General features: G+C 67.5%; 22 protein-coding genes. 7 read left to right on the top strand and 15 right to left on the bottom strand.

What is annotated here, in order from left to right; all coding sequences use genetic code 11:
* Positions 1 to 668: 668 nt before the first annotated feature.
* The 5 genes from pstS to Q9Q79_RS06940 form a co-directional block, all read right to left on the bottom strand.
* Positions 669 to 1,685: a phosphate ABC transporter substrate-binding protein PstS gene (gene pstS, locus Q9Q79_RS06920; RefSeq protein WP_005408792.1), complete on the bottom strand. Its 1,017-nt coding sequence runs from the start codon at positions 1,683 to 1,685 to the stop codon at positions 669 to 671.
* A gap of 222 nt (positions 1,686 to 1,907) precedes the next feature.
* On the bottom strand, positions 1,908 to 3,119 hold the full coding sequence (locus Q9Q79_RS06925) for an OprO/OprP family phosphate-selective porin (RefSeq protein WP_005408793.1): 1,212 nt from the start codon (positions 3,117 to 3,119) through the stop codon (positions 1,908 to 1,910).
* 196 nt (positions 3,120 to 3,315) lie between these two features.
* A complete protein-coding gene (gene nth / locus Q9Q79_RS06930; RefSeq protein ID WP_012479638.1) occupies positions 3,316 to 4,005 on the bottom strand; it encodes an endonuclease III in 690 nt (229 codons plus the stop codon).
* Positions 4,005 to 4,358, bottom strand: a complete 354-nt coding sequence (locus Q9Q79_RS06935; RefSeq protein WP_005408795.1) for a hypothetical protein — start codon at positions 4,356 to 4,358, stop codon at positions 4,005 to 4,007. The genes nth and Q9Q79_RS06935 overlap by 1 nt, the downstream gene beginning before the upstream one ends.
* 4 nt (positions 4,359 to 4,362) lie before the next feature.
* Positions 4,363 to 5,145 (bottom strand): enoyl-CoA hydratase-related protein, encoded by a 783-nt coding sequence (locus Q9Q79_RS06940; protein ID WP_012479639.1) that lies wholly within the window; start codon positions 5,143 to 5,145, stop codon positions 4,363 to 4,365.
* A gap of 167 nt (positions 5,146 to 5,312) precedes the next feature.
* On the opposite strand from Q9Q79_RS06940, the gene Q9Q79_RS06945 reads away from it, so the two are divergent.
* The 3 genes from Q9Q79_RS06945 (at position 5,313) to Q9Q79_RS06955 (ending at position 7,932) form a co-directional block, all read left to right on the top strand.
* Positions 5,313 to 6,014 (top strand): FKBP-type peptidyl-prolyl cis-trans isomerase N-terminal domain-containing protein, encoded by a 702-nt coding sequence (locus tag Q9Q79_RS06945; protein ID WP_005408797.1) that lies wholly within the window; start codon positions 5,313 to 5,315, stop codon positions 6,012 to 6,014.
* 215 nt (positions 6,015 to 6,229) lie between these two features.
* The gene (locus Q9Q79_RS06950) at positions 6,230 to 7,033 is read left to right on the top strand and encodes a CoA pyrophosphatase (RefSeq protein WP_024957875.1); all 804 of its coding nucleotides are present in this window, start codon (positions 6,230 to 6,232) and stop codon (positions 7,031 to 7,033) included.
* Positions 7,030 to 7,932: a sulfurtransferase gene (locus Q9Q79_RS06955; protein WP_049395293.1), complete on the top strand. Its 903-nt coding sequence runs from the start codon at positions 7,030 to 7,032 to the stop codon at positions 7,930 to 7,932. The genes Q9Q79_RS06950 and Q9Q79_RS06955 overlap by 4 nt, the downstream gene beginning before the upstream one ends.
* 335 nt (positions 7,933 to 8,267) lie before the next feature.
* Here the strand turns inward: Q9Q79_RS06955 and Q9Q79_RS06960 are convergent, their stop codons facing one another.
* Entirely contained in the window at positions 8,268 to 8,834 is a 567-nt protein-coding gene (locus Q9Q79_RS06960) for an N-acetylmuramoyl-L-alanine amidase (RefSeq protein ID WP_012479642.1), read from the bottom strand.
* A gap of 72 nt (positions 8,835 to 8,906) precedes the next feature.
* Here Q9Q79_RS06960 and Q9Q79_RS06965 point away from each other — a divergent pair, with 72 nt between their 5' ends.
* Entirely contained in the window at positions 8,907 to 9,434 is a 528-nt protein-coding gene (locus Q9Q79_RS06965) for an alpha/beta hydrolase (RefSeq protein WP_059033852.1), read from the top strand.
* Between the two features lie 145 nt (positions 9,435 to 9,579).
* On the top strand, positions 9,580 to 11,718 hold the full coding sequence (rlmKL, locus tag Q9Q79_RS06970) for a bifunctional 23S rRNA (guanine(2069)-N(7))-methyltransferase RlmK/23S rRNA (guanine(2445)-N(2))-methyltransferase RlmL (RefSeq protein ID WP_201861722.1): 2,139 nt from the start codon (positions 9,580 to 9,582) through the stop codon (positions 11,716 to 11,718).
* Between the two features lie 120 nt (positions 11,719 to 11,838).
* Here rlmKL and Q9Q79_RS06975 read toward each other — a convergent pair whose 3' ends face one another.
* From Q9Q79_RS06975 to Q9Q79_RS07000, 6 genes are all read right to left on the bottom strand, one after another.
* A complete protein-coding gene (locus tag Q9Q79_RS06975; protein ID WP_201861724.1) occupies positions 11,839 to 12,168 on the bottom strand; it encodes a DUF3325 domain-containing protein in 330 nt (109 codons plus the stop codon).
* Complete coding sequence (locus Q9Q79_RS06980) at positions 12,165 to 13,802, bottom strand: PepSY-associated TM helix domain-containing protein (protein WP_201861726.1); 1,638 nt, start codon at positions 13,800 to 13,802, stop codon at positions 12,165 to 12,167. The genes Q9Q79_RS06975 and Q9Q79_RS06980 overlap by 4 nt, the downstream gene beginning before the upstream one ends.
* The gene (locus tag Q9Q79_RS06985) at positions 13,799 to 14,113 is read right to left on the bottom strand and encodes a DUF3649 domain-containing protein (RefSeq protein WP_005412781.1); all 315 of its coding nucleotides are present in this window, start codon (positions 14,111 to 14,113) and stop codon (positions 13,799 to 13,801) included. Before Q9Q79_RS06985 ends, Q9Q79_RS06980 begins: the two co-directional genes overlap by 4 nt.
* A 245-nt stretch (positions 14,114 to 14,358) precedes the next feature.
* The gene (locus Q9Q79_RS06990; RefSeq protein WP_024958724.1) at positions 14,359 to 15,645 is read right to left on the bottom strand and encodes a DUF445 family protein; all 1,287 of its coding nucleotides are present in this window, start codon (positions 15,643 to 15,645) and stop codon (positions 14,359 to 14,361) included.
* Positions 15,646 to 15,763: 118 nt separating this feature from the next.
* The gene (locus Q9Q79_RS06995; RefSeq protein ID WP_043034392.1) at positions 15,764 to 16,642 is read right to left on the bottom strand and encodes a hypothetical protein; all 879 of its coding nucleotides are present in this window, start codon (positions 16,640 to 16,642) and stop codon (positions 15,764 to 15,766) included.
* Positions 16,643 to 16,705: 63 nt separating this feature from the next.
* On the bottom strand, positions 16,706 to 18,058 hold the full coding sequence (locus tag Q9Q79_RS07000; protein WP_201861728.1) for an aspartate aminotransferase family protein: 1,353 nt from the start codon (positions 18,056 to 18,058) through the stop codon (positions 16,706 to 16,708).
* 103 nt (positions 18,059 to 18,161) lie between these two features.
* On the opposite strand from Q9Q79_RS07000, the gene Q9Q79_RS07005 reads away from it, so the two are divergent.
* The gene (locus tag Q9Q79_RS07005; protein WP_201861730.1) at positions 18,162 to 19,658 is read left to right on the top strand and encodes an aldehyde dehydrogenase; all 1,497 of its coding nucleotides are present in this window, start codon (positions 18,162 to 18,164) and stop codon (positions 19,656 to 19,658) included.
* A 115-nt stretch (positions 19,659 to 19,773) separates the two neighbouring features.
* Here Q9Q79_RS07005 and Q9Q79_RS07010 read toward each other — a convergent pair whose 3' ends face one another.
* Positions 19,774 to 20,415 (bottom strand): hypothetical protein, encoded by a 642-nt coding sequence (locus Q9Q79_RS07010; protein ID WP_044569750.1) that lies wholly within the window; start codon positions 20,413 to 20,415, stop codon positions 19,774 to 19,776.
* Between the two features lie 154 nt (positions 20,416 to 20,569).
* Here Q9Q79_RS07010 and Q9Q79_RS07015 point away from each other — a divergent pair, with 154 nt between their 5' ends.
* Positions 20,570 to 21,862, top strand: coding sequence for an MFS transporter (locus Q9Q79_RS07015; RefSeq protein ID WP_176394327.1), 1,293 nt, complete (start codon positions 20,570 to 20,572; stop codon positions 21,860 to 21,862).
* Here the strand turns inward: Q9Q79_RS07015 and Q9Q79_RS07020 are convergent.
* Positions 21,843 to 22,304, bottom strand: coding sequence for a bacteriohemerythrin (locus Q9Q79_RS07020; RefSeq protein WP_004151683.1), 462 nt, complete (start codon positions 22,302 to 22,304; stop codon positions 21,843 to 21,845). The genes Q9Q79_RS07015 and Q9Q79_RS07020 overlap by 20 nt on opposite strands.
* Positions 22,305 to 22,389: 85 nt before the next feature.
* The gene (locus tag Q9Q79_RS07025; protein ID WP_005408813.1) at positions 22,390 to 23,733 is read right to left on the bottom strand and encodes a diguanylate cyclase; all 1,344 of its coding nucleotides are present in this window, start codon (positions 23,731 to 23,733) and stop codon (positions 22,390 to 22,392) included.
* Positions 23,734 to 23,771 lie beyond the last annotated feature (38 nt).

A 23,771-nucleotide genomic window follows, 5' to 3' on the forward strand; every position in this document is an offset into this window, starting at 1 on the left:
CCGACGTGGTCGGCGGATGCGGCTATGAAATGATGTTTTTGTTACAGCCGTATTACGACCATGACAGGGGTGTCCTGGATCACGTTCTGACAAGGGTTTCACAGGATTGGCGCCGATCCGGCAGGTGCCCGGAAACCCGCGATCTGCGCACCGATATGACGGTCGGTTGGCCCTTGTAGAGTTGAGCCATGCTCGACTGCTCCCTGTTCTCGGTAGGTGCGGACCGTTGGTCCGCACGCTCCAGCACCCAGCCGAGCGTGGGCTCGTCTCTACAGACGCTCCTGCCTTTGCTCCTGCCTTCCATGACCCCACCGCGCCCCCGATGAACTGTCGAGAGGCGGTGGGCCAGGGCGTGCAGGACCGTCCACGGCATGGATGCCGTGGACGAGCCCCCAAGGGTGAGGGCGGTTTGCCCGCGAGGCACTGCCTCGCAAGCGCCCGAACGCACAGCCGCCAGCGGCTGGGCCGGACCGCGGAGCGGGGTTTACGGCGTGTCCTGCACGCCCTGGCCCACCGACTCCCCCATGGATCAGCGCAGGCGCAACGCTCTTCACGACCAATCCCCCAAAAACAAGAAGAGCGCGAGATCTCGAGGATCTCGCGCCCGGGTGGGAGCGGCGGGGGAGAGAGGACCCGCCGCCCCCGTTCCTGCGGGGGAACGCGCTTGCTTACTTCAGGTTCTGCGACCAGTAGGTCTCGATCTGGCGGACCAGGCTGTCCGGCAGCGGCACGTAGTCCAGCTGGCGGGCCTGGGCGTCGCCATTCTTGTAGACCCAGCGGAAGAACTCCTGGGTCGCCTTGCCATTGGCAGCATTCTTCGGCGTCTTCTGCACCAGGATGAAGTTGGTGGCGGTGATCGGCCAGGACTCGGCGCCCGGCGCGTTGGTCATCACCAGGTAGAAGTCGCGGGCGTTGGCCCAGTCGGCGCTGGCGGCAGCGGCTGCGAACGAGGTGTCGCTCGGCTGCACGAACTTGCCGGCGGCATTCTTCATCGCGGTGTAGGAGAGCTTGTTCTGCAGCGCGTAGGACAGTTCGACATAGCCGATGCCGCCCTTGATCTGCTTCACATAGGCGGCAACACCTTCGTTGCCCTTGCCGCCGATGCCGGCGGGCCACTGCACCGAGGTGCCTTCACCGACCGAGCTCTTCCACTCCGGGCTGACCTTGGACAGGTAATTGACGAAGTTGAAGGTGGTGCCCGAGCCGTCCGAACGATGCACGACGGTGACCTTGGCGTTGGGCAGGGTCACGCCCGGGTTCAGCGCGGCGATGGCCGGGTCGTTCCAGGTCTTGATCTTGCCCAGGAAGATGTTGGCCAGCACCGCGCCGTCCAGCTTCAGCGCGCCCGGCGCGATGCCGGCCACGTTGACCACCGGCACCACGCCGCCGATCACCGACGGGAACTGCGCCAGGCCCGCAGCAGCCAGGTCTTCCGGCTTCAGCGGCGCGTCGGAGGAGCCGAAATCAACGGTCTTGGCCTTGATCTGGGCAATGCCGCCGCCGGAACCGATGGACTGGTAGTTGACCTTGTTGCCGGTTGCGGTGCTGTAGTCGGCCGACCACTTGGACATGACCGGGTAGATGAACGATGCGCCCGCGCCGGTGATATCGGCGGCGTTGGCGGCGAACACGGACGATGCGGCCAGGATGGCGACAGCGGCGCGCGACTTGAAGGCGTGGATCACAGGGAGACTCCTGGGGTGGTGGTCGAAGGGCGGTTGCCCGACGTTTCGGTGCACATTCCATAACGGTTGCGTGACACCCCCGCGTCTGTCATATGACGCGGGCGTGACACGCGTCATGAGCGATGTCACGTCCGCTGCGCCGGCAGGGCAGCGCGGCTATCGATGCAACGACGAAGGCACGGCCGGGGCCGTGCCTTCGCGGGTCAACGCAGGGGGCTGGACTTACCAGAAGAACTGCGCGCGGGCTTCCAGGATGTTGGGATCATCATTGACGAAACCGCGCGCCGTTGAGCTGTACTTCTTGCTGTCGACCATCACGTAGTTGAGCATCAGCTTGAAGTTGGAACGCAGGTACCAGTTGGCGCCAACGGTCCAGATGTCCATCTTGCCACCCAGCACGCCATCGACGATCGGCGGGCGACCGGCAACCGGGTTGGCGGCGAGGTTGCCGTCATTGAGGTCCATGTGGTCGTAGCGCACGCCCAGCTGCCACTGGCCGCCGGCCGGGTTGTTCGGCAGGCCGGTGCCCGGGGTGCCGCCCTTGTAGCTCCAGGTCTCGCCGGTGACGTTCCACACGCCGCTGATGTAATAGCCGTCGCTGGTGTAGTTGTCGTGGTCGTAGCGCTTGGCCTTGCTGGTGTAGTACTCGGCCTGGGCCTTGAACGGGCCCTGGAAGTACATCGCTTCGGCACCGATGGTGCTGACGCGGTCGGTGTCGGTCAGGTTGCCGCTGTCGACCAGGCGGGCCGTGGCGAGGTCGGCATTCGGACGTGCACGCACGCGCAGGGTGTCGGCGTCGGTGTCGTAGTTGACGTAGCTCAGTCCGAAGTGCAGGACCTGGCCCTTTTCATTGATCGGGGCCCAGGTGCCACGCGCGCCGTAGCCGCTGCCGTGGGCCAGGTTGCGGGTCAGCTCGCGGCCGAAGGCGCTGGCAGTCACCGACCAGTTGTCCTGGCCGTAGCTGTACGCGCCGCCCAGGCGGCGGGCGATGGCATAGGTGTTGGTGACCGCTGCCTTGGAAATGAAATCGTTGTTCTTGGTGCTGGACAGTTCTTCCAGGCTGTTGGGCTGCTTGAACTGGCCCAGCTGCAGGAAGTGGTTGGCGTTGCCCAGCAGCTTGTACTTCACGTTGGTGTCGAGGAACTTGTCGGCCTTGGCGTCATAGCCGACCACCCACTCCACGTTGCCCGGGCCCTTGCCCTTCAGCACCAGCTCGGCGCGACGCAGTTCGAATTCGCTGTTCTTGCCGTTGCCGGCGTCGCCACCGTTGAGGTCGACCACATCGTTGTGGAACCAGTTGCCATCGGCCTGGACCAGGCCTTCGAAGGTGATTTCCGAACCGCCGATCACGTCGATGGCGACTTCGGCGTGTGCAGCCGGCACATACAGCGCAGCAGCCACGGCCACCGTCAGGAGTTGGTGATGCAGTTTCATGGAGAGGAGCCTTGCAGGCAGGTGGGAAGATGCGCGCAGGCTAGAAGGTAAAGATTGCGTAAATGTGACAGTTCACGCGCGGCAGACATCCACCGCAGGCCCCGTCACGGCAGGGCCTGCCATTGAACCCGCTTGCGTATGACGCCCGGATTGCGCCTTGGTTGCAGTCGATCCACGCCCTGCATGGATGCGGCCGTCACTCGGCCGGGGTCTTGTCCTTGAACCGGCACAGATCGGCGATCACGCATCCCGGGCAATCCGGCTTGCGCGCCTTGCACACATAACGTCCGTGCAGGATCAGCCAGTGATGCGCGTCGAGCAGGAATTCGGCGGGGATCACCTTCACCAGCTTGTCTTCCACTTCGCGCACATTCTTTCCCGGGGCCAGGCCGGTACGGTTGGAGACGCGGAAGATATGCGTGTCCACCGCCATCACCGGCTCGCCGAAGGCGGTGTTGAGCACCACGTTGGCGGTCTTGCGGCCCACGCCCGGCAGTGCTTCCAGCGCATCGCGATCGCGCGGCACTTCACCACCATGCTTTTCCAGCAGGATCGCGCAGGTCGCGATCACGTTCTTCGCCTTGGCGTTGAACAGGCCGATGGTGGCGATGTACTGCTTCAGTCCTTCTTCGCCAAGCGCGAGGATCTTCGCCGGCGTGTTGGCCACCGGGAACAGGCGGCGCGTGGCCTTGTTGACGCCGACGTCGGTGGCCTGCGCCGACAGCGCCACCGCCACCAGCAGCTCGAACGGCGAGCTGTACTCCAGTTCGGTCTTCGGGTGCGGGTTGAGTTCGCGCAGGCGCGTGAACATCTCCACCACGTCGGCGCGCGGCATCGTGCCGCCACGCCGCGCCGGGGCGCGTGCGGTCTTCTTCGTGGTCGCCATTACTGCTCCTTGCCGCTGGCGCGGGCCTTGGCCCGGGCGAGGATGGCGGCGGCCGCGGCGGGGAGGGCGGGCTTCACGTCCGGCGCCGGGGCGGGCGTGCGCCGCGCGTCGCGTTCGGCTTCGCGGCGGGCCAGTCGCACCGCACGGGCGCGGTAGCGTTCGCGTGCCGCCCAGGCGGCCTGAAGCTGCTGCTGGGCCTGCTGCAACCGCTGCGGGAGTTCCGGGTGGCCGGGCAGCAACTGCGCGTCGTCGGCGCGGGCGACATAGTCCATCAGCCCGGCCTGCAGGGCGCCGTCGAGATCGTCTGCCTGGACCCGGGCAAACAGCTGCGCGGGGTTGGGTCGGGATGCCATGGCGTCAGCGGTTCTGGAAGGCCGGCGGGCGGCGCTGCAGGAAGGCGCTGGTTCCCTCGCGCATGTCCTCGGTGGCGAACAGCAGGCCGAACTGTGCGCTTTCGTATTCCAGCCCGGCTTCCAGGCTGCATTCGCCGCCCACGTGCACCGCATCGAGCAGGCCGCGCAGGGCCAGCGGCGCCGAGCGTGCCAGCTGCCGGGCGATGTCCTGCACGCGGTTGTCCAGCGCGTCGGCCGGTACCACCTCGTTGACGATCCCCAGTTCCAGCGCACGTGCGGCATTGATCGGTGCACCCAGCAGGCATAGCTCCAAGGTGGCGGCGCGGCCGCACAGGCGCAGCAGGCGCTGGCTGCCGCCGAAGCCGGGAATCAGCCCAAGATTGATTTCCGGTTGGCCGACTTTGGCGGTATCGGCGGCAATGCGCAGGTGGCAGGCCATGGCCAGTTCCAGGCCGCCGCCCAGGGCAAAACCGTTCACGCGCGCGATGACCGGTTTGGGCATGCGCTCGATCTGGCGCATCAGGGCCTGGCCCAGCAGCGAGAAATCACGTCCCTGAACCGCGCTGAGTGTGTTCATCTCGGCGATGTCAGCGCCAGCCACGAACGCCTTCGGGCCGGCACCGGTCAGCACCACCACGCGGATCTCCGGGTCTGCGGCGGCGGCGCTGAAGGCCTCGGCCAGGGCCTGCAGGGTCGCGGCGTTCAGGGCGTTGAGCTTGTCCGGGCGCTGGACGGTCACGGTGCGGATGGCGCCGTCGTCGGTGACAGCGATCAGGGCATCGGCCACGGGGAAACTCCTGGAACGTTAAAAAAAAGTGATATTGAACTCCGCGAACGCAGACGGGTCATAGCCTGCATCGTGAGTAGCGGTTACACGTTGCGCCCGTTATCCTAACCCGTCGCCTCAGGGCGGCGCAGAACGTCCCTGAGTTACCACCCCTGGAGAACTGTTTGATGAAGTTGCGTTCTATCGCGGTCGCCGTCGCGGCCCTGGCCCTGACGGGCAATGCCTTCGCCCAGGACGTCTCGTCCGAAAAGGGCAAGCTGAGCTACTACTTCGGTTACGACTACGGCAACAACCTGGCGGAGCTGACCGGTCGTGGTGAGCAGCTGGACATCAACTCGGTGGTGAAGGGCCTGCAGGATGCCTACGCCAAGAAGCAGCCGGCGATCACCGCCGAGCAGCTGAAGCCGGCCGTTGAAGCGTTCCAGAAGCGCGAGCAGGGCCGTGCCCAGGCTGCCAAGGCCGAGTACGAGAAGGCTGCTGCCGAAAACAAGACCAAGAGCGATCAGTTCATCGCGGCGAACAAGGCCAAGGCCGGCGTGCAGTCGCTGCCGAGCGGCGTCCAGTACCGCGTGATCGAAGCCGGCAAGGGTGCCAAGCCGACCCAGGCCAGCACCGTGCAGCTGGAAGTGGCCGGTCCGTTCCCGTACGGCCAGCGCCCGACCGAAGCCCGCCCGGCCCAGCAGATCCCGTCGATCAAGGTCAGCGAAGTCGAAATGAAGGCCATGCGCGAGACCCTGCTGCAGATGCCGGCCGGCTCGAAGTGGGAAGTCACCCTGCCGCCGGACCAGGCCTACGGTGCGGACCCGCGCACCCCGTTCCCGCCGAACGTGGCTGTGCAGTTCGAGATCAAGCTGGTCAGCGTCAAGTAAATCGAAGCAGTAAACCAAACGCGCCGGTGATTCCACCGGCGCGTTTTTGTTTGCGCAGTGCCTGACGGTAGAGTCGACTGTCAGTCGACTGCTCTTGGGTCACATCGGGGAAACGCCCGCTGCGCGCGCGAGTCGACTGACAGTCGACTCTACCGTCCGACCGGCCCACCCGCGCAAATTCAGCCCTTTCGCGCTACTGTTGCCGGGTGCAAACAATGGAAGAAACGGCGCGTGTTGTCGCAAGTCCCTGCATCGGCGTGTGCACGCTGGATCCGCACCGGCAGTGCACCGGCTGCGGACGTCATATCGATGAAATCGCACGGTGGTCGTCGATGAGCAACGACGAACGCAGTCGCATCCTGCATCGCGTGCAGCCGTTGCGGGCGCAGCTCCAGCAATCACTGCGCGGCTCGCTGGCCGACCACGAACGTTTGATGCGCGCGCTGCATCCGTTGGCCGATCCGCCGGCCGGCGATGGCTGGAACCGCAGTGAACTGATCGATCTGCTGCCGCCCGGGCCTCCGGTGGAAGCGGCCGTGCTCGCGGGAATCGTGCCGCGCGCCAGTGGCGCGCAGGTGATCCTCACCCGTCGCACCGAAACCCTGCGCACGCACGGTGGCCAGGTCGGATTCCCCGGCGGCCGCACCGAGCCCGACGACCGCGACGCCCTGGCGGCAGCATTGCGCGAGAGCCAGGAAGAAATCGCCTTGGCTCCGGGCCAGGTGCAGGCGCTGGGCTATCTCGATCCCTTCGTGACGATCACCGGCTATCGGGTCACCCCGGTGGTGGCGGTGGTCGATCCGGACTTCGTGCCGGTGCCGCAGCCCAGCGAAGTGGCCGAGGTGTTCGAGGTGCCGCTGGACTACCTGATGGCGGCGGACAACCTGCGCCAGGTCGAAATCAACCATCGCGGCCGCATCCGTCACGTCCTTGAGTACAGCTGGCCCGGCCAGCGCATCTGGGGCGCCACCGCGGCCATTCTCTACAACCTGCGTCGCCGCCTGGAGCAAGTGCAATGAACCCGATCGATCCGCCGTGGACCACCCTGGTCGATGTCGCCACCCTGGCTGCCGCGTTGGGCGAGGGCATCCGCGTGGTCGACGCACGCGCCACCGCCAGCACCGCGGTGCGCGTGGTTGATGCGCGTTCCTCGCTGGCCGATCCGCAGGCGGGTAGCGGCCAGTACCTGGCAGGTCATATCCCGGGTGCGGTGTATGCCGATCTGAATCGTGACCTGTCCGATCTGTCGCGCGTCGGCCATGGTCGCCATCCGCTGCCGGACAGCGATGCCTTCGCCGCGAAGCTCGGCCAGTGGGGTATCGGTCCTGACACGCAGGTGGTGGTCTACGACGGCAGCGACGGCAGCATGGCCGCCTCGCGCCTGTGGTGGCTGCTGCGCCTGATTGGGCACAGCAAGGTGGCCGTGCTCGATGGTGGTATCGCCGCGTGGCAGGCCGCAGGGCAACCTTTGGCGACGGGGCCGGATGAGGTGACCGCGCTGCCGGCTTACCCGGGCCGTTTCGACACCGCCCAGATCGCCAATGCCGAGGAGATCAGCGCACGCCTGAAGCACGCGCCGGGCTGGCTGGTCGACGCACGCGCGGGCGAACGCTTCCGCGGCGAAGTCGAGCCGCTGGACCCGGTCGCCGGCCACGTACCCGGCGCGGTCAACCGTCCGTTTGCGTTGAACGTCGCCGACGGCCGGCTGCGCGATGCACAGGAACTGCGCGTCGAGCTGCAGGGTGTGATCGGCAACCGTGATCCGCAGCAGGTGGTGCTGATGTGCGGCTCCGGCGTGACCGCCTGCCACCTGCTGCTGGCGATGGAAAGCGCAGGCCTGAGCGGCGCACGCATCTACGCCGACTCCTGGAGCGGTTGGGTGAGCGACAGCAGCCGCCCGGTGGCGACCGGCGCCTGAGAAGCGCGGGGTCGGATCCGTCTTCCAACGGAAAACGGCTCTGACCCTATCGAGCGTAAATCCGGGTCAGAGCCCGTTGCGTGGCCATGGGATCCGCCCCCGTGTCGACCAAGGTCGACACCCACCAACAGCGGCAGAAATCTGTCGAAGGCGGGGCGGGTCCGGTTGCGGGGGTGTCCGCGGCATGGATGCCGCGGCCAAGCCCCCATGGACGGGTTTACGGCGTCCCCCGCAACCGGACCCACTCCGCCATCCCCCGGAATGCCAGCTCTTGACGTTGACGTTGACGTTGACGTTGACGTTGCTTCTGCGGGTGCAGGGCGCAGCCCTGCCGCTTACCCAACCGGCTGCAGTGGCACCTTCGCCAGCACCCGCGCCCACGGGAACAACGGCCCCGGATCACGCTTGCGCGCCACCATCAGCGTCGGATCATCGCTGGCCGGCACCTGCTCCCGATCCAGCTGGTCATGCCCGGCAATCCGCTGCAGCGACGGATAGCGTGCCACCAGCGCCAGCAGCAGCCGCTCCAGCGCTTCCAGCTGCGCCTCGGTGTAGGCCTCGTCCATCGCCTGGTGACGGCTGTCGAACCAGTGCGGGTAGCGCCCGGTATTGACCAGTTCGATACCCAGCGTATGCGCGTTCATGCCGCGCACGTGGTGGGCCACCCGTTCCGGTGCCACGTACTGCACCACGCTGCCATCGCGGTCGATGTAGAAATGCCCGCTGTTGCCGGCACCACTGTCGTACAGCACACGCTCGCCGTACTCGCGGGCCATCGCCAGGTCGGGCAACTCGGTGCAGTGGATCACCACCATCTCCAGCGTGGCCGGGTCGCGCAGTGGCAGGCGGTCTTCGTAGGGCAGGGGCTGCAGCTGCAGGCCGGGCAGGAGCGGGTTGGGCATCCGGCGATGCTAGCATTGCGGCATGAACCTGCCTTCTCTTTCCTGGTTGGCCCGCGCCCACGGAGCGCGCGCATGAGCCGCGGCCACTGCATCCTGTCCCACGGTTTCGAGAGCGGCCCGGAGGCGACCAAGGTCACCGCGCTGGCCGAGGTGGCGCAGCGCCTGGGCTGGACCCACGAGCGCCCCGACTACACCGACCTGGATGCGATGAGCGAGGTCAGCCGGGTAGGCGACGTGCCGACCCGCCTGCGCCGCCTGGTCGAGCGCGCCGCCCTTGCCGCCCGGCAGGGGCCGGTGGTGCTGGCCGGCTCCAGCCTGGGCGCCTACATCTCCGCCATCGCCTCGTTGCAGGTGCCGGTGGCCGGCCTGTTCCTGATGGTGCCGCCCACCACCATGGGCCCAATGCCGGCGCTGGATGCCGCCGCCGTGCCGACCACCGTGGTGCAGGCCTGGCATGACGATGTGGTCCCGGCCGCCGGGGTCATCGCCTGGGCGCAGGCGCGTTCGGCGCAGCTGCTGCTGGTCGACGACGGCCACCGCCTGGAACGCCACGTGGAGGCCTCCGCGCAGGCCTTCGAGCGCCTGTTGCGGCAACTGTGAAGCCCGGGCGCACGGCGCGCCCGCCCGCATTGACTACAATGGCAGCCCCGCCGTCCCCGGCGCGGGCCTGCCGGCCGTGCCTACGGCCCTCCTTTCCGACCGGCCCGGCCCCTGTGCCGCGCCCGACCACCTGCGAACCGACCCCGTGAAATTCTTCGTCTCCTGCGCCAAGGGCCTGGAATACCTGCTTGCCGATGAACTGTCGGCCCTGGGCCTTGGCAAGGCCACTGCCACCATTGCCGGCGTCAACGCCGAGGGCGAACTGGAGCAGGCGCTGCGGATCGTGATGTGGTCGCGCCTGGCCAGCCGCGTGCTGTGGCCGATCGACGAGTTCGACTGCCCGGACGAGCAGGCTCTGTACGACGGCGTGCGTGCGCTGCCGTGGCATGAGCACATCAAGCCGGAGATGACCCTGGCGGTGGACGCACACGTGTCCGGCGACAAGATCACCCATGCCCGCTTCGCCGCGCAGCGAATCAAGGACGCCATCGTCGATCGCATGCGCGATGAAGGCCTGGAGCGTCCCTCGGTCAACACCGACCTGCCTGATGTGCGCGTCAACCTGTCGCTGCGCAAGGGCCGCGCCTCGCTGTCGATCGACCTCGGCGGTGGCCCGCTGCATCGCCGTGGCTGGCGTGGCGCCGCCCACGAGGCACCGCTGAAGGAAAACCTGGCCGCCGCGCTGCTGCTGCGCGCGCAGTGGCCGCGCCTGCATGCCGCCGGTGGCGGCCTGCTGGACCCGATGTGCGGCAGTGGCACGCTGCTGATCGAAGGCGCGCTGATGGCCGCCGACGTCGCTCCCGGACTGATGCGCCATGGCAGCCTGCCGCCGAGCCGCTGGCTGGGCTTCGACAAGGCGGCCTGGAAGACTATCCAGAGCGAAGCGCGCGATCGCGAGGCCGCTGGCCTGGCCGCGCTGAAGCCGGTCATCCACGGCAGCGACATCGACCCGACCGCGATCCAGGCGGCACGCGAGAATGCCGAGGTCGCGGGCGTCGCCCACGCGATCCGTTTCACCCGTGCCGACGTTGCCGACCTGGCCGCGCCCGAACAGGAGATCGGTGCGGTGGTCTGCAACCCGCCGTACGACGAGCGCCTGGCCGCCGATCCGGCGCTGTACCGCGCACTGGGCAACGCCCTGCAGAAGGCGGTGCCGCAGTGGCGTGCCAGCCTGCTGTGCGGCAACGACGAGCTGGCCTTCGCCACCGGCCTGCGCGCCAGCAAGAAGTACCAAATGTTCAACGGTGCGCTGGAATGCGCGCTGATCGTCTGCGATCCGATTGCCGTGCCGGGCCGTGATCCGGCACAACCGCGCGAGCTGAGCGAAGGTGCGCAGATGGTGGCCAACCGCCTGCGCAAGAACCTGAAGAAGTTCAAGAGCTGGCGCGCCCGCGAGCACATCACCTGCTTCCGTGCCTATGACGCCGACCTGCCGGAATACGCGGCCGCCATCGACGTCTACGAGGAAGACGGTGGCAAGCGCCGTACCTTCCTGCACGTGCAGGAATACGCCGCACCGGCCGCGATTCCGGAGAACGACGTGCGCCGCCGCCGCAACGAACTGCTGGCTGCCGCGCGCGAAGTATTCGGCGTGCCGCCGGAGCAGGTCTCGATGAAGTCGCGCGAGCGCGGCAAGGGCGGCAGCAAGTACGGCCGCTTCGAGCAGCGAGATGAGTTCATCGTAGTGCGCGAGAACAACGCACTGCTGCAGGTGAACCTGTTCGACTACCTCGATACCGGCCTGTTCCTCGACCATCGCCCGCTGCGCCGGATGATGGCCGAGCAGGTGCGTGGCAAGCGTTTCCTCAACCTGTTCTGCTACACCGGCGTGGCCAGCGTGCAGGCCGCCGTGGCTGGTGCCGCCAGCACCACCAGCGTCGACCTGTCGGCCACTTACCTGCAGTGGTGCTACGACAACCTGGCGTTGAACGGGCAGGGCGGCAACCAGCACCTTCTGGTGCAGGCCGATGCGATGGCCTGGCTGGAAGGTGACCGTGGCCAGTACGACGTGATCTTCTGTGACCCGCCGACCTTCTCCAACTCCGCACGCGCCGATGACTTCGACGTGCAGCGCGAACAGCTGAAGCTGCTGCGTGCGGCGGTGGCGCGGCTGGCCCCGGGGGGCGTGCTGTACTTCTCGAACAACTTCCGCCGCTTCAAGCTGGAAGAAAACGCCATTGCCGAATTTGCCCAGTGCCGCGAGATCACCGCGCGCACCATCGGCCCGGACTTCGAACGCAACGCGCGCATCCATCGCGCGTGGGAGCTGAAGCGGTTGGGGTAACGCGACGCCCGGGGTCGGATCCCCTGCGCGAAGCGCAGGGGCTCTGACCCCATCCGGATCTACGTACCACGGGTCAGAGCCCTTGCGCTTCGCGAAAGGGATCCGACCCCGGTAGCCCGGTTACAGCAACGCCACCAGCAGCCCGGCCACGGGCAGCGCGATCGCCAGTGGCACGATCCACTTCGGCTGGTACGGATACAACCCGAACGACAGCGCCAGACCGCCCAGTGTCATCGTTCCCAGCCACAGCACCGGGCCGATCGCCCAGCCGTGGTCGGCCACGCACAGTGCGAACGCTACCGCCAGCAGTGCCCAGCCCAGTACCCGCCACTGCGTGCGCCGTGCCGGGGGGGCTGCAGCCTTGCCGTGCAGATCGTGCTGGTGCTTTTCCATCGCCAGCGACAGCGCAGTAAACGCAGAGAACGACAGGGTCAGCGCCAGCAGCATCATGCGCTGGCCTCCGCTTCGGCCGCTTCTGCAGTGTTCACCGATGCCTTCGGCGCAGCCGCAGTGGCTGCACGCTTCTTCTTCTCGGCCGCACTCAGCGGTGGCGTCCAGCGCTGCATGCGCCAACCGCACAGCGCCAGCATCACGCCGAACGCGATCATCGACAGATCGAAGCCAGCCAATACCCAGTCGCCGTTGCGCAGGGTGTTGCCCAGGTGCGCATGCGTGGTCAGCGCATTGACCACCGGTACCAGTGCGAACGCGGCCGCGCCCAGGTAGAGCTGCCACGCCCACATCATCCGCTTCGGCCAGATGAAGGCGGCCAGCAGCGCGCCGGCCCAGGCGTAGAAGAACACGTTGGCCTCCGCACTCGAGCGCTCGGCGATGTCCAGCGGCAGCAGGCGGTTGCCCCAGAAGTAGGCGGCGAAGGCGATCGGCAGGCCGGCCACGGTGCCGATGTTCAGCGCATCGACCAGGCGCAGGCCGAAGCCGGTGCGGCCACTCTTGGCGTGCCTGGGCCGTTCCTTCACCGCCCACAGCACCACGCCGCTGGCCACCATCAGGCAGCCGACCAGGCCGGACAGGAAGAACAGTGCACGCAGGCCCCAGTCGGCGAAGCGGGCCAGGTGCAGGCCATACAGCACGCCACGGGTCGCGGTAGCTCCGCCCGACGGTGGCGTCTCTTCCAGCAGCGCACCGCTGACCATGTCGTAGCGCACGGCCGGGGTGTCGGTGGACAGGCGCTTGCCGTCACGCTGGCGGATGTCGATCACCGCATTGGCCGCGCCCGGGTTGGATACGGTGAAGCCGGCCACTTCCACGCCGTGCCAGTGTGCACGTGCGCTGTCCAACAGCTGTGCGATCGGCAGCGGCGCGGCGCGGCCTTCGGCCGGTGCGGTCACCTCCGGCATGCCACCGAAGGCCTCGAAGAAGAACTGGTCCTCGTCCTGCGGGTAGGCCACCTTCACGCCCCACGGCAGGTACATGATCATCAACGTCACAATGCCGGTGTAGGTGATCATCGCGTGGTAGGGCAGGGCCATCACCGCGCTGACGTTGTGGAAATCAAGCCAGGAACGCAGGCCCTTGTCCTTGCGGAAGGTGAAGAAGTCCTTGAAGATTTTCTTGTGGGTGATGACGCCGGTGATGATCGCCACCAGCATGAACATCGCGCAGAAGCCGACCAGATAGCGTGCCCACAGCACCGGGATGTAGTGCAGGTCGAAGTGCAGGCGGTAGAAGAAGTCGCCGCCGCGGGTCTCGCGCGCCTTCAATGCCTGGCCGGTGTTGGGGTCCAGCGTGGCGTCGCCGAAGCCACCGCGGCGGCCACGGCTGGGATCGGCCAGTTCCGGCGGCAACCGCCAGAACATCTGCATGGCCGGGTTGCGCGGCTGCGGCAAGGTGACGAACCAGTTCTCGGCCTGCGCGGCGTTGGCCTGCAGGTAGTCCACCGCGCGCTGTGCGGCGACGTCGATGCTGACGTTGCTGGACGGCAGTTCCGGACGCATCCAGCGGCTGATTTCCTCGCGGTAGTAGCTGGCCGTGCCAGCCATGAAGATCAGCAGCAGCAACCAGCCAACCAGCAGCCCGGTCCAGGTGTGCAGCCAGGCCATCGACTGGCGGAATCCGTTCTTCATGCCCAGGCCCCCATCAGGCGCGCAATGGCGGCCATCAGCAGCGCGGGCGCGAGGATGCCGACCCAGGCGCGCAGCGCGCTGCGGGTGGCGAATGCCCACAGTGCCGCACAGGCGGCGACCAGGATGGCCAGCAGCATGCCGGTCAGCACGGTCTGGCCACGTGCGCCGGGCAGGGCCACGGCGCAGAACACGCTGGTCATCGAGGCCAGTGCGTAACCGCCGAAGATCGCGGCCAACGAGCGTGACAGCACGCCCCAGCGCGGGTTGGAAAAGAAGGTGCGGGGGCTGGCGGTTGCGGGCGAGCGGTCCACGGCATTCCTGCAGGTAGGAGAGGGGATGGAACGCGTCCGCGGCCCCCTTGCGCCCTGCGCATGTCGCCCAGCGTGTCCCATCGACAAAGCACGGCCCGCGCAGACGGGCAGTTCAGAGGTCGGGGATGTACACGGGCGATGGGTGCGTCTCCGCACCCGATTGGCTAAGCGTACAACCGATCAGTAAATGATAGGCATTCGCATTTTATGAATCAAGCGTGATGACCCGAGGGGCGCGTTGAGGCCTAGAACCTGAACACCACTGTCGCCGCATGCAGCAGCAGGCCGATCAGGCCACCCACCAGGGTGCCGTTGAAGCGGATGAACTGCAGGTCGCGGCCCACGCTCAGTTCCAGCTGTTCCACCAGATGGCGCTCGTCCCAGCCCTTCACGGTCTGCGCGATATGCGTGGTCACGCCTTCGCGCAGGCGGCCGGTCAGGCGTTGCGCGCCTTCCAGCAGGTGCTGGTTGAGGGCCTCGCGCAGCGCCGGGTCGGCCTGCAGGCTGGCACCGAGCGAACCCAGGCTGCGCTGCAGGTGGCCAACCAGCGCCGAGTCCTCGCGCTGCAGGTCCGCGCGCAGGCTGGCGTGGATGCGCGCCCACAACCCCTGCACGTAGTCCTGCAGGGCCGGATGGTCGATCATTTCCTGCTTGAGCTGTTCGATGCGCTCGGCCAGGGCCGGGTCCTCGCGCAGGCGCTGCACGTAATTCTGCAGCCAGCTCTCGTAGTCCTGGCGCAGCGGATGCTGCGGCTCGGCCAGTACCTGCTGCAGCTCTTCCAGTACCGCGCGGGCCAGGCGCTCGGCCAGGCTGTCGCCGATCTCGTCAATCGGCTTGACCCAGTTCACCGTGCTCGACAGCGTCGGCCATTCGCGCTGGATGTAACGCACGATCAGCTGCGAGGCGCGTTCTTTCACCTCGGGCTGCTCGAGCCAGCGGCCCAGCCGCTGCAGGCCTTCGTCCAGCACGCGCTGGTGGCGACCATCGGCGGTCAGCAGGGCCAGCAGTTCACCGGCAGTGGCAGCGGCATTCCACTGCCGCAACTGCTGCACAACGAAGCCGTGCAGCTGCCGGCGCACGGCGGTTTCGTCGAAGAAATCCAGTGCCTGCAGCGCCCAGCCGCGGGCCATGTCGGCCAGCATGCGCGAGCGTGCCGGGTCGGCCAGCCAGCTGCCGAGGCGGCTGGCCGGATCGAACACCTGCAGCTTGGCCAGCAGCACGCCCGGCTCCAGGAACTGGTCGCGCACGAACAGCGCAAGGCTGTCGCCGATGCGCTCCTTGCTGCGCGGGATGATCGCGGTGTGCGGGATCGGCAGGCCCATCGGCCGCCGGAACAGCGCGACCACGGCGAACCAATCGGCCAGTGCGCCCACGGCTGCGGCCTCGCAGAACGCCGAAACCCAGGCCCAGATGCCGCGCTCGCCCTGCCAGTGGCTGACCGCGAAACCGGCCAGCATCAACAGCAGCAGGCCCAGCGCGAGGGCTTTCAGGCGCCGCAGCTGAGCGCGGCGCGGATCGTTGGCAGACGTCATGCCGGAAGTCTAACCGGCACGGCATGAGCATCTGGTAGTGCCGGCCGCTGGCCGGCATCCTCAACGCACCCGATACGTTCATGGCGTTGCCGGCCAGCGGCCGGCACTACCCCTTGGTTCAGAGCGCTTCCAGTTGCTTGCGCAGCGCGGCCAGTTGCGCGCGCAGGGTGTCGTTCTCGCGGGTCAGCGCGACCACCCGACGGCGCAGCGCCGGTGCGTCCTCGCCCAGCTGCTCCAGCGCCGACAGCACCTCGGCATCGCGGCTGGCGATCTCGTCCTCATTTGCCTCCTCGAAATCCATCTCGGCTGCTTCCGGCTTCGGCGCACGCGGCTTGCGCTTGGACTCGCGCACGCGCTTGGCGGCCTGCTTCAGCTCGTCCTTGCCACCGGCGGCGGCGGCGCGCTGCTCTTCTTCCGGCAGGTCAGCTACGGCGGCGGCGGCGCTGATCGAGATCACGCCGGCCTTGACCGCTTCCACCACCTCGGCCGCGGCCTGGGCGTGGATGCGCTCGATCATGCCAACCTGGCTGGTGCTCAGCTTGGCTTCGCGGGCCAGCTCGGCGCGGCTGATCTTCGGCGCCGGTTCCCACGGCGGGCTGTCTTCACCGGCCTCATCGGTGACGTCGGCAGTGCCATCGCTCTCGCGCTGCAGCTGCGCCTGCTCGATCTGCTTGCGGGCGGCCAGGATGTCGCGCTTGCGCAGCGCCAGCACGCCGCGCTGGAAGTCGGACACGCTGCGACGGCCCAGGTGCTGCTCGATCATCCACAGGTGCACGTCTTCCATGCTCTGGAAGCGGGTGTTCTGTACGGTGTTGAAGGGCAGGCCATGCTTCTGGCAGATGCCGAAGCGGTTGTGGCCGTCGACCAGTACGTTGCCCCACAGGACCAGCGCGTCACGACAGCCCTCGGCCAGGATGCTGCGCTCCAGCGCGTCATGTTCGTCCGCAGTCAGCGGGTCGATATAGGCCTTGAGTTCTTCTTTGACGACGATATCCATGGGCACGGCAGCGAGCAGGAGCGGAACCGCCCATTGTACCCGCTCGCCGCCGCCGGCCAGGGCTCAGGCAGTGGCCCGGATCATCTCGCCCAGCGTGCCGGTGATCTGGTCGATCTGCGCCTTGTCCACGATCAGCGGGGGCGACAGCGCGATGATGTCACCGGTACAGCGCACCAGCAGCCCGCCGTCGTGGAAGCAGCGCCGGTAGACCTCGTAGCCCCGGCTGCCCGGCGCATCGCGGCGAGGCGCCAGCTCGACCGCGCCGACCAGGCCGAAGTTGCGGATGTCGATCACGTTGGGGAGGCCCTGCAGCGCATGCAGCCGTTCCTGCCAGTACTCGCCCAGCTCGATGGCGCGCTCGAAAAGGCGCTCCTCGGTGTAGACCTCCAGCGTGGCCAGTGCGGCCGCGCAGGCCAGCGGATGCCCCGAACAGGTATAGCCATGGAACAGCTCGATGGCCTGTGGCGGTGCCTGCATCAGGGTTGCATGCACCGCGTCGCTGGCCAGCACGCCGCCCAGCGGCACTGCGCCGTTGCTGACCGCCTTGGCGAAGGTCAGCAGGTCGGGGGTGACCCCGAAGCGCTGTGCGGCGAATGGCATGCCGACCCTGCCGAAACCGGTGATGACCTCATCGAACACCAGCAGGATGCCGTGGTGGTCGCACAGCTCGCGCAGGCGCTGCAGGTAGCCCGGCGCCGGCAGAATCACCCCGGCGGAACCGGCAATGGGTTCGACGAAGACCGCCGCGATGGTTGAGGCGTCATGCAGTGCGATCAGTCGTTCCAGGTCATCGGCCAGCTCGGCGCCCTGGCGCGGCAGGCCTTTGCTGAACGCATTGCGCTGCAGGTCCAGGGTGTGGCGCAGGTAGTCCACGCCGCCCAGCTGCAGACCGAACGCCCTGCGGTTGTTGGGCAAGCCGCCCAGCGCCATGCCGCCGAAGCCCACGCCGTGGTAGGCCTTCTCGCGGCTGATGAAACGCGTGCGCTGGCCCTCGCCACGCTGGCGGTGGTAGGCCAGCACGATCTTCATCGCGGTATCCACCGCCTCCGAGCCGGAGCTGGTGAAGAACACATGGTTCAGTGGCGTCGGCGCCAATGCGGCCAGTCGCTGCGCCAGCGCGAAGGCCGGCGGTGAGCCCATCTGGAAGGCCGGCGAGTAGTCGAGCGTGCGTGCCTGCTCGACGATGGCCTCGACGATGCGTGGGCGGGCATGGCCCGCGTTGCAGCACCAGAGGCCGGCGGTGCCATCGAGGATCTGGCGGCCGTCGACATCCTCGTAGTGCATGCCCTCGGCACGCACCAGCAAACGCGGCGCGGCCTTGAACTGGCGGTTGGCGGTGAACGGCATCCAGTACGCCTCCAATGACTCCGGGCGTTGGGTAGCCAGATCGTGCAGGTCGCTCGCGGAACGCTTCATGCCAGCTCCATCGGGTCCGATGGGGGAAATGTAGCGCAGCCACGTCACGGCGGAGTCGCGGCCGCGCCGGTATAACCGGGGAAACTGTTCCGAGGAGCCCGACATGGCCGACTTTCCCGACCGCAGCCACTGGCAGGTGCTGGCCCAGCAGCTTTCGATACCCGCACAGGCCTTCATTGATGGTCGTTACACCGACGCTGCCAGCGGCGCGCGCTTCGACTGCATCAGCCCGATTGATGGGCGCGTGCTGGGGGTAGTCGCCAACTGCGATGCAGAGGACGTAGAGCGCGCAGTTCGGTCGGCGCGGCGTGCCTTCGATGCGGGCCACTGGTCAGAGGCCAGCCCGGCCCATCGCAAGCGGGTGTTACTGGCCTTGGCGGCATTGGTGGAAAAGCATGCTGATGAGTTGGCCCTGCTGGAAACCCTGGACATGGGCAAGCCGGTGCGCGACGCACGCCGTATCGACCTGCCCGGCGTGGTGCGCTGCCTGCGCTGGACCGCCGAAGCGGTGGACAAGCTGTACGGCGAAGTCGCGCCGACTGGCCCACACGAGCTGGGCCTGGTCACGCGCGAGCCAGCCGGCGTGGTCGCAGCGATCGTGCCATGGAACTTTCCGTTGCTGATGGCCTGCTGGAAGATCGCGCCTGCGCTGGCCATGGGCAATTCGGTGGTGCTCAAGCCTTCCGAGCGGTCGCCCTTGAGTGCGTTGCGATTGGCCGCGCTGGCCGCTGAGGCGGGCCTGCCGGACGGCGTGCTGAACGTACTGCCAGGCCACGGTACGCGCGTCGGTGAACCGTTGGCGCTGCACATGGATGTGGACGTGCTGGCCTTCACCGGTTCCACCGCCACCGGCGCGAAGCTGCTGGAGCATGCGGGACGGTCCAACCTCAAGCGGGTCTGGCTGGAATGCGGTGGCAAAAGCCCGCACCTGGTGTTCGCCGACGCACCGGACCTGGACGTAGCAGCCAAGGCCGTGGCGCAGGGCATCTTCTTCAACCAGGGCGAAGTCTGCACCGCCGGCTCGCGGCTGCTGGTGCAGCGCTCGATCCGTGAGGACTTCGTGCACCAGGTGATTGCCTACGGCCAGCATATGCAGCCGCAGCATCCACTGGAGGCCGATGCACCGATGGGCGCGTTGGTCGATGCCGCGCACGTGGACAAGGTGCTGGCCGATATCGCACGGGCCGAAGGCGAGGGCGCCCGCCTGCTGCTCGGCGGCCATCGGGCCGAGGTGGAGGCCGGCGGCTGCTATGTGCAGCCCACGGTGTTCGACCAGGTGCGTCCGGACCACGCGTTGGCACGCGAGGAGGTGTTCGGCCCGGTGCTGGCGGTGCTTGGTTTCGAGGATGAAGCGGAGGCAGTGCGCGTGGCCAATGACAGCCGCTATGGGTTGGCGGCGGGCCTGTGGACACGCGACCTCGGCCGCGCCCATCGCGTCGCACGCCAGCTGCGCGCCGGCAGCGTGTGGGTGAACGGCTGGGATGGTGGCGACATGACCGCACCGTTCGGTGGCTACAAGCAGTCCGGCAATGGGCGCGACAAGTCACTGCATGCGTTCGACAAGTACAGCGAGATCAAGGCCACCTGGATCCAGCTGTAACGACGTGGCTGCTTGACCGCTGTTCGTTCTTTGTAGCGTCGAGCCCTGCTCGACTGCTTCTCGCGAAGAGCAGTCGAGCCTTGCTCGACTCTACAGAAGGCAGACAGCCGTCGAGCTACCGGCAGCGGGCACTCACCTGCAGCACTGCCGCACGCAGCATGTCGCGATCGGCTTCTTCGACGGCATTCTGGAAGTAATCCATGTCCTGCCGGCCCAGTTCGCACGGGTCGACGATGTATCCCGGCGGCCAAAGCCCCAGCAGTTGCGCCACGCCATGCACGATCTGCTCGGGGCTCATCTGCCGACGGATCCGGAAGTAATTGCGGCGAGGCCCGAACGCAGGATGGACCTCGCGCCGACCGATCAGGCGCGGCGCCAAGCCAGCTGCGCTGATGCCGTCACCACCGTCGATGCTGCCCGCAGGCAGGCTCAGGATCAGTGGCGCCACTGCAGCCACGTTCCCCGGGGCAGGCAGGGCGCTCTCTGCCTGTGCAACCGGGGCAGGGCGGGGCATCATCGATGCGGCCGGACGCGTCATCTTTGCGGAGGGCAAGGCGGGCTGTTGAGGTACCGGCGCCGGCGGTTCCGGTGGCAGCCAATGCAGCGAGATCCGCGGGCCCTCACCGCTACGCAGTTCGATCCGGCCGCTGTCCAGCAGCCACAGAGCGAGCCCGCCATGCACCAGCAGTACCACCAGCCATGCCGCCATGCGCGGCAGCTTCGGCGAATCGGAGCATGACAACGCAACTGCAGCCATGGGCAAGGCATCCATGCAGGGACCGGTGGCAGCCTAGCCGGCGGCCGGAAAAATTCCGTTGGCATCGGTGTCGGCTGAAACCATCGTCCCGTGCGGCCATCGGCCCGTGGCAGAATCGGGCGATCCGCCGTTACCCGTGTTGCCGATGTCGACGATCACTGCTGCCGCGCCGCCCGTGAATTCCCCCCTTCGTGTCCTGCTGGCCAGCCTGATCGGCACCACCATCGAATTCTTCGATTTCTATATCTACGCCACGGCCGCCGTGCTGGTGTTCCCGCACCTGTTCTTTCCGGACAGCAGTGAGCAGGCGGCCCTGCTGCAGTCACTGGCGACCTTCGCGGTGGCGTTCATCGCGCGTCCGGTCGGCTCGGCGGTGTTCGGCCATTTCGGCGACCGCATCGGCCGCAAGGCCACCCTGGTCGCCGCGCTGCTGACCATGGGCCTGTCCACGGTGCTGATCGGCCTGCTGCCGACCCATGCGCAGATCGGGCTGTGGGCGCCGGCGCTGCTGGCGCTGTGCCGTTTCGGCCAGGGCCTGGGGCTGGGCGGCGAGTGGGGTGGGGCGGTGCTGCTGGCCACCGAGAATGCGCCGCCGGGCAAGCGCGCCTGGTACGGCATGTTCCCGCAGCTGGGCGCACCGCTCGGCTTCCTGCTGTCGGCCGGCATCTTCCTCGTGCTCGGCCGCTGCCTGAGCCAGAACGACTTCCTGCAGTGGGGCTGGCGCATTCCGTTCGTGGCCAGCGCGCTGCTGGTCGGCCTCGGCCTGTGGGTGCGCCTGAACATCCACGAGACGCCGGACTTCAAGAAGGCGCTGGAGCGCAAGGCGCCGGTGCGGTTGCCGATGTGGACGGTACTGCGTGACCACCCGGTACCGATGCTGCTCGGCACGCTGGGTGCGTTCGCCACCTTCGTGCTGTTCTACCTGATGACGGTGTTCAGTCTCGGCCATGGCACCGCGGTGCTGGGCTACAGCCGCGAGCAGTTCCTGCTGATGCAGATGGCCGGCATGCTGTTCTTCGCGCTGGGCATCCCGCTGTCGGCGCGCTATGGCGACCGTTGGGGCACGCGGCGCACGATGATTGTTGCCAGCGTACTGATCGTCGGCTTCGGCGTACTGTTCGCACCGTTGTTCCAGCCGCACAGCCCGTGGCTGGTCACCGCCTTCCTGTGCCTAGGCCTGTTCCTGATGGGGCTGACCTACGGCCCCTGCGGTACCTTCCTGGCCGAGATCTACCCGGTGGAGGTGCGCTACACAGGTGCCTCGCTGTCCTTCAATCTGGCCGGCATCCTCGGTGCGGCACCGGCGCCGTACCTGGCCACCTGGCTGGCCGAACGCTTCGGCCTGGTCGCGGTCGGCTACTACCTGTGCCTGACTGCGGTGGCGACCCTGTGCGCGCTGGTGGCACTGCACCGGCGCGCGCTGCGGCTCAACCAAAGAAGCGCTTGAGCGTGCGACCCAGCCAGCCGCCGCCCTGGTGTTCGCGGGCGAACTGGTTCAGGTGCGCCTTGACCTGTTCGGCATAGGCCTGGTCGTCGCCGCGGATGTGGTTGAACAGCCAGCGCGAGAGCATGGTGCGCAGCTCGTCACTGATGTCCTCGCCGGCCTGGAAGCGCATGCGGTACTCCGAGACACGCTTGATGAAGACCTCATGCACGCGTTTATGCGCGGCACAGAACGGGTAGCCCGCTTCCTCCATCAGCTCTTCCTCGAACGCGAAGTGCGACATGGTGTAGTCCACCACCTCGTCGATCACTTCACCCACTGCGGCACGCTGCATGCTGGCCTGGGCCACGTGCAGGTGGTTGAGCATTTCGATGATGCGGCGGTGTTGTTGGTCGATCACATCGATGCCGATGTTCAGATCGTCCTGCCAGACCAGTAGTGCCATCCCCGGCTCCCCTTCATGCGTATGTCGGGGCCGACTGTAGAGCCGCCCTGCGCGGGCGGCGTTGATCTGGATCAAAGCGTACCGGTCAGGGCAGCGCCGGCTCGCGTGGGCGCAGCGGGCTGGCGACCGTGGTGCAGCTGACCCGGTTGCGGCCACCGGCCTTGGCCAGGTACAGCTGGCGGTCGGCTTCGGAGATCAGCCGGTGCAGTGCATCGCGCTGCGGGCGCAGGCAGCACAGCCCGATGCTGACCGTCATGCGCAGCGTGGCGGTGCCGATGTCCACCTCCAGCGCGGCGATGCGCTGGCGCAGCTCCTCGAAGTACAGCAGCGCCTCGTCCTGCTCCATGTCCGGCACCAGCAGGCAGAATTCCTCGCCGCCGAAGCGCGCGATCAGGTCGTGGCTGCGTGCATGCGTGGCCACCGCGCCGGCCACCGCGCGCAGCGCATCGTCGCCGGCTTCGTGGCCATGGGTGTCATTGATGTGCTTGAAGTGGTCGATGTCGATCATCGCTACCGCCACGCACTGGCCGTGCAGCTGCAGCTGCGGCAGCTGGCGCTGGCTCTGCTCCAGGAAGCAGCGGCGGTTGGGCAGGCCGGTGAGGAAATCGCGGGTGGCCAGGTCCTGCAGGGTGCCGATCAGCTCCAGCTGGTCCACATTCTGCGAGACCCGGCAGAAGAATTCCTCGCGCGAGAACGGCTTGCGCAGGAAATCGTTGGCGCCGTTCTTCAGGAAGCGCGGAATCAACGATGCATCGGTATTGCCGGAGATGCCGATCACCGCCACCTTGTCGCGCGAGCGCAGGGTGCGCAGGCGGCGGGTGAACTCCACGCCCTGCATGCCCGGCATTTCCTGGTCGACCACGGCCAGGCGGATCGCCGGATGCGCCTCGATCGCGGCCAGGCCTTCGTTGCCATCGGCCGCTTCGTGCACCTCATGGCCGTACATGCGCAGCAAGGCTGCGGCATAACCGCGCGCGGACGGTGAGTCGTCCACCACCAGCGCGGCGATGCGCCGGTTGCGCTCCAGCCGCTGCACCAGCCACACCAGGTAATCGATGCTGCCGGGAGTGTTCTTCAGCACGTAGTCGATGATCTGCTGCTGCAGCACGCGCTTGCGCAGGTCCTCGTCGTACACGCCGCTGACCACCACGGTGGGCAGGTCGCGCTTGAGGAAGAACTCGACCACCGCGTCGCGGTCGCCATCGGCCAGGACCAGCCCGGTCAGTACCAGGAACCAGCCGCCACCTTCGCTCAGCAGGCGGTCGGCCTCGGCCAGGGTGGAGGCGATCACCACCGGCAGTTCCAGGCGCTGCTCGATGGCCTCGCGCAGCATGCCGGTGAAGGCGCGGGAGTTTTCGACCAGCAGGATCCGCTGCGGCAGCGGATCGGCCAGGTCGCCATCGACGGCGGCCTGCGGCAGGACGGGCATGATGCGGTGGCTCACGAGGGAGGGGCTCGGCACGGATA

The sequence above is a fragment of the Stenotrophomonas sp. a6 genome (assembly GCF_030913325.1).
Taxonomy (GTDB): Bacteria; Pseudomonadota; Gammaproteobacteria; order Xanthomonadales; family Xanthomonadaceae; genus Stenotrophomonas; species Stenotrophomonas maltophilia.

Bases quoted from the DNA above. Each gene is read 5' to 3' on its own strand.
- Q9Q79_RS06950 (WP_024957875.1), top strand. From the start codon at position 6,230: ATGGAAGAAACGGCGCGTGTTGTCGCAAGTCCCTGCATCGGCGTGTGC.
- Q9Q79_RS07025 (WP_005408813.1), bottom strand. From the start codon at position 23,733: ATGCCCGTCCTGCCGCAGGCCGCCGTCGATGGCGACCTGGCCGATCCG.
- Q9Q79_RS06995 (WP_043034392.1), bottom strand. From the start codon at position 16,642: ATGGATATCGTCGTCAAAGAAGAACTCAAGGCCTATATCGACCCGCTG.
- Q9Q79_RS07010 (WP_044569750.1), bottom strand. From the start codon at position 20,415: ATGGCTGCAGTTGCGTTGTCATGCTCCGATTCGCCGAAGCTGCCGCGC.
- Q9Q79_RS07020 (WP_004151683.1), bottom strand. From the start codon at position 22,304: ATGGCACTACTGGTCTGGCAGGACGATCTGAACATCGGCATCGATGTG.
- Q9Q79_RS06965 (WP_059033852.1), top strand. From the start codon at position 8,907: ATGAGCCGCGGCCACTGCATCCTGTCCCACGGTTTCGAGAGCGGCCCG.
- Q9Q79_RS07005 (WP_201861730.1), top strand. From the start codon at position 18,162: ATGGCCGACTTTCCCGACCGCAGCCACTGGCAGGTGCTGGCCCAGCAG.
- Q9Q79_RS06960 (WP_012479642.1), bottom strand. From the start codon at position 8,834: ATGCCCAACCCGCTCCTGCCCGGCCTGCAGCTGCAGCCCCTGCCCTAC.
- Q9Q79_RS06980 (WP_201861726.1), bottom strand. From the start codon at position 13,802: ATGAAGAACGGATTCCGCCAGTCGATGGCCTGGCTGCACACCTGGACC.
- nth (WP_012479638.1), bottom strand. From the start codon at position 4,005: ATGGCGACCACGAAGAAGACCGCACGCGCCCCGGCGCGGCGTGGCGGC.
- Q9Q79_RS06990 (WP_024958724.1), bottom strand. From the start codon at position 15,645: ATGACGTCTGCCAACGATCCGCGCCGCGCTCAGCTGCGGCGCCTGAAA.
- Q9Q79_RS07000 (WP_201861728.1), bottom strand. From the start codon at position 18,058: ATGAAGCGTTCCGCGAGCGACCTGCACGATCTGGCTACCCAACGCCCG.
- Q9Q79_RS06955 (WP_049395293.1), top strand. From the start codon at position 7,030: ATGAACCCGATCGATCCGCCGTGGACCACCCTGGTCGATGTCGCCACC.
- Q9Q79_RS06945 (WP_005408797.1), top strand. From the start codon at position 5,313: ATGAAGTTGCGTTCTATCGCGGTCGCCGTCGCGGCCCTGGCCCTGACG.
- Q9Q79_RS06975 (WP_201861724.1), bottom strand. From the start codon at position 12,168: ATGATGCTGCTGGCGCTGACCCTGTCGTTCTCTGCGTTTACTGCGCTG.
- Q9Q79_RS06925 (WP_005408793.1), bottom strand. From the start codon at position 3,119: ATGAAACTGCATCACCAACTCCTGACGGTGGCCGTGGCTGCTGCGCTG.
- Q9Q79_RS06935 (WP_005408795.1), bottom strand. From the start codon at position 4,358: ATGGCATCCCGACCCAACCCCGCGCAGCTGTTTGCCCGGGTCCAGGCA.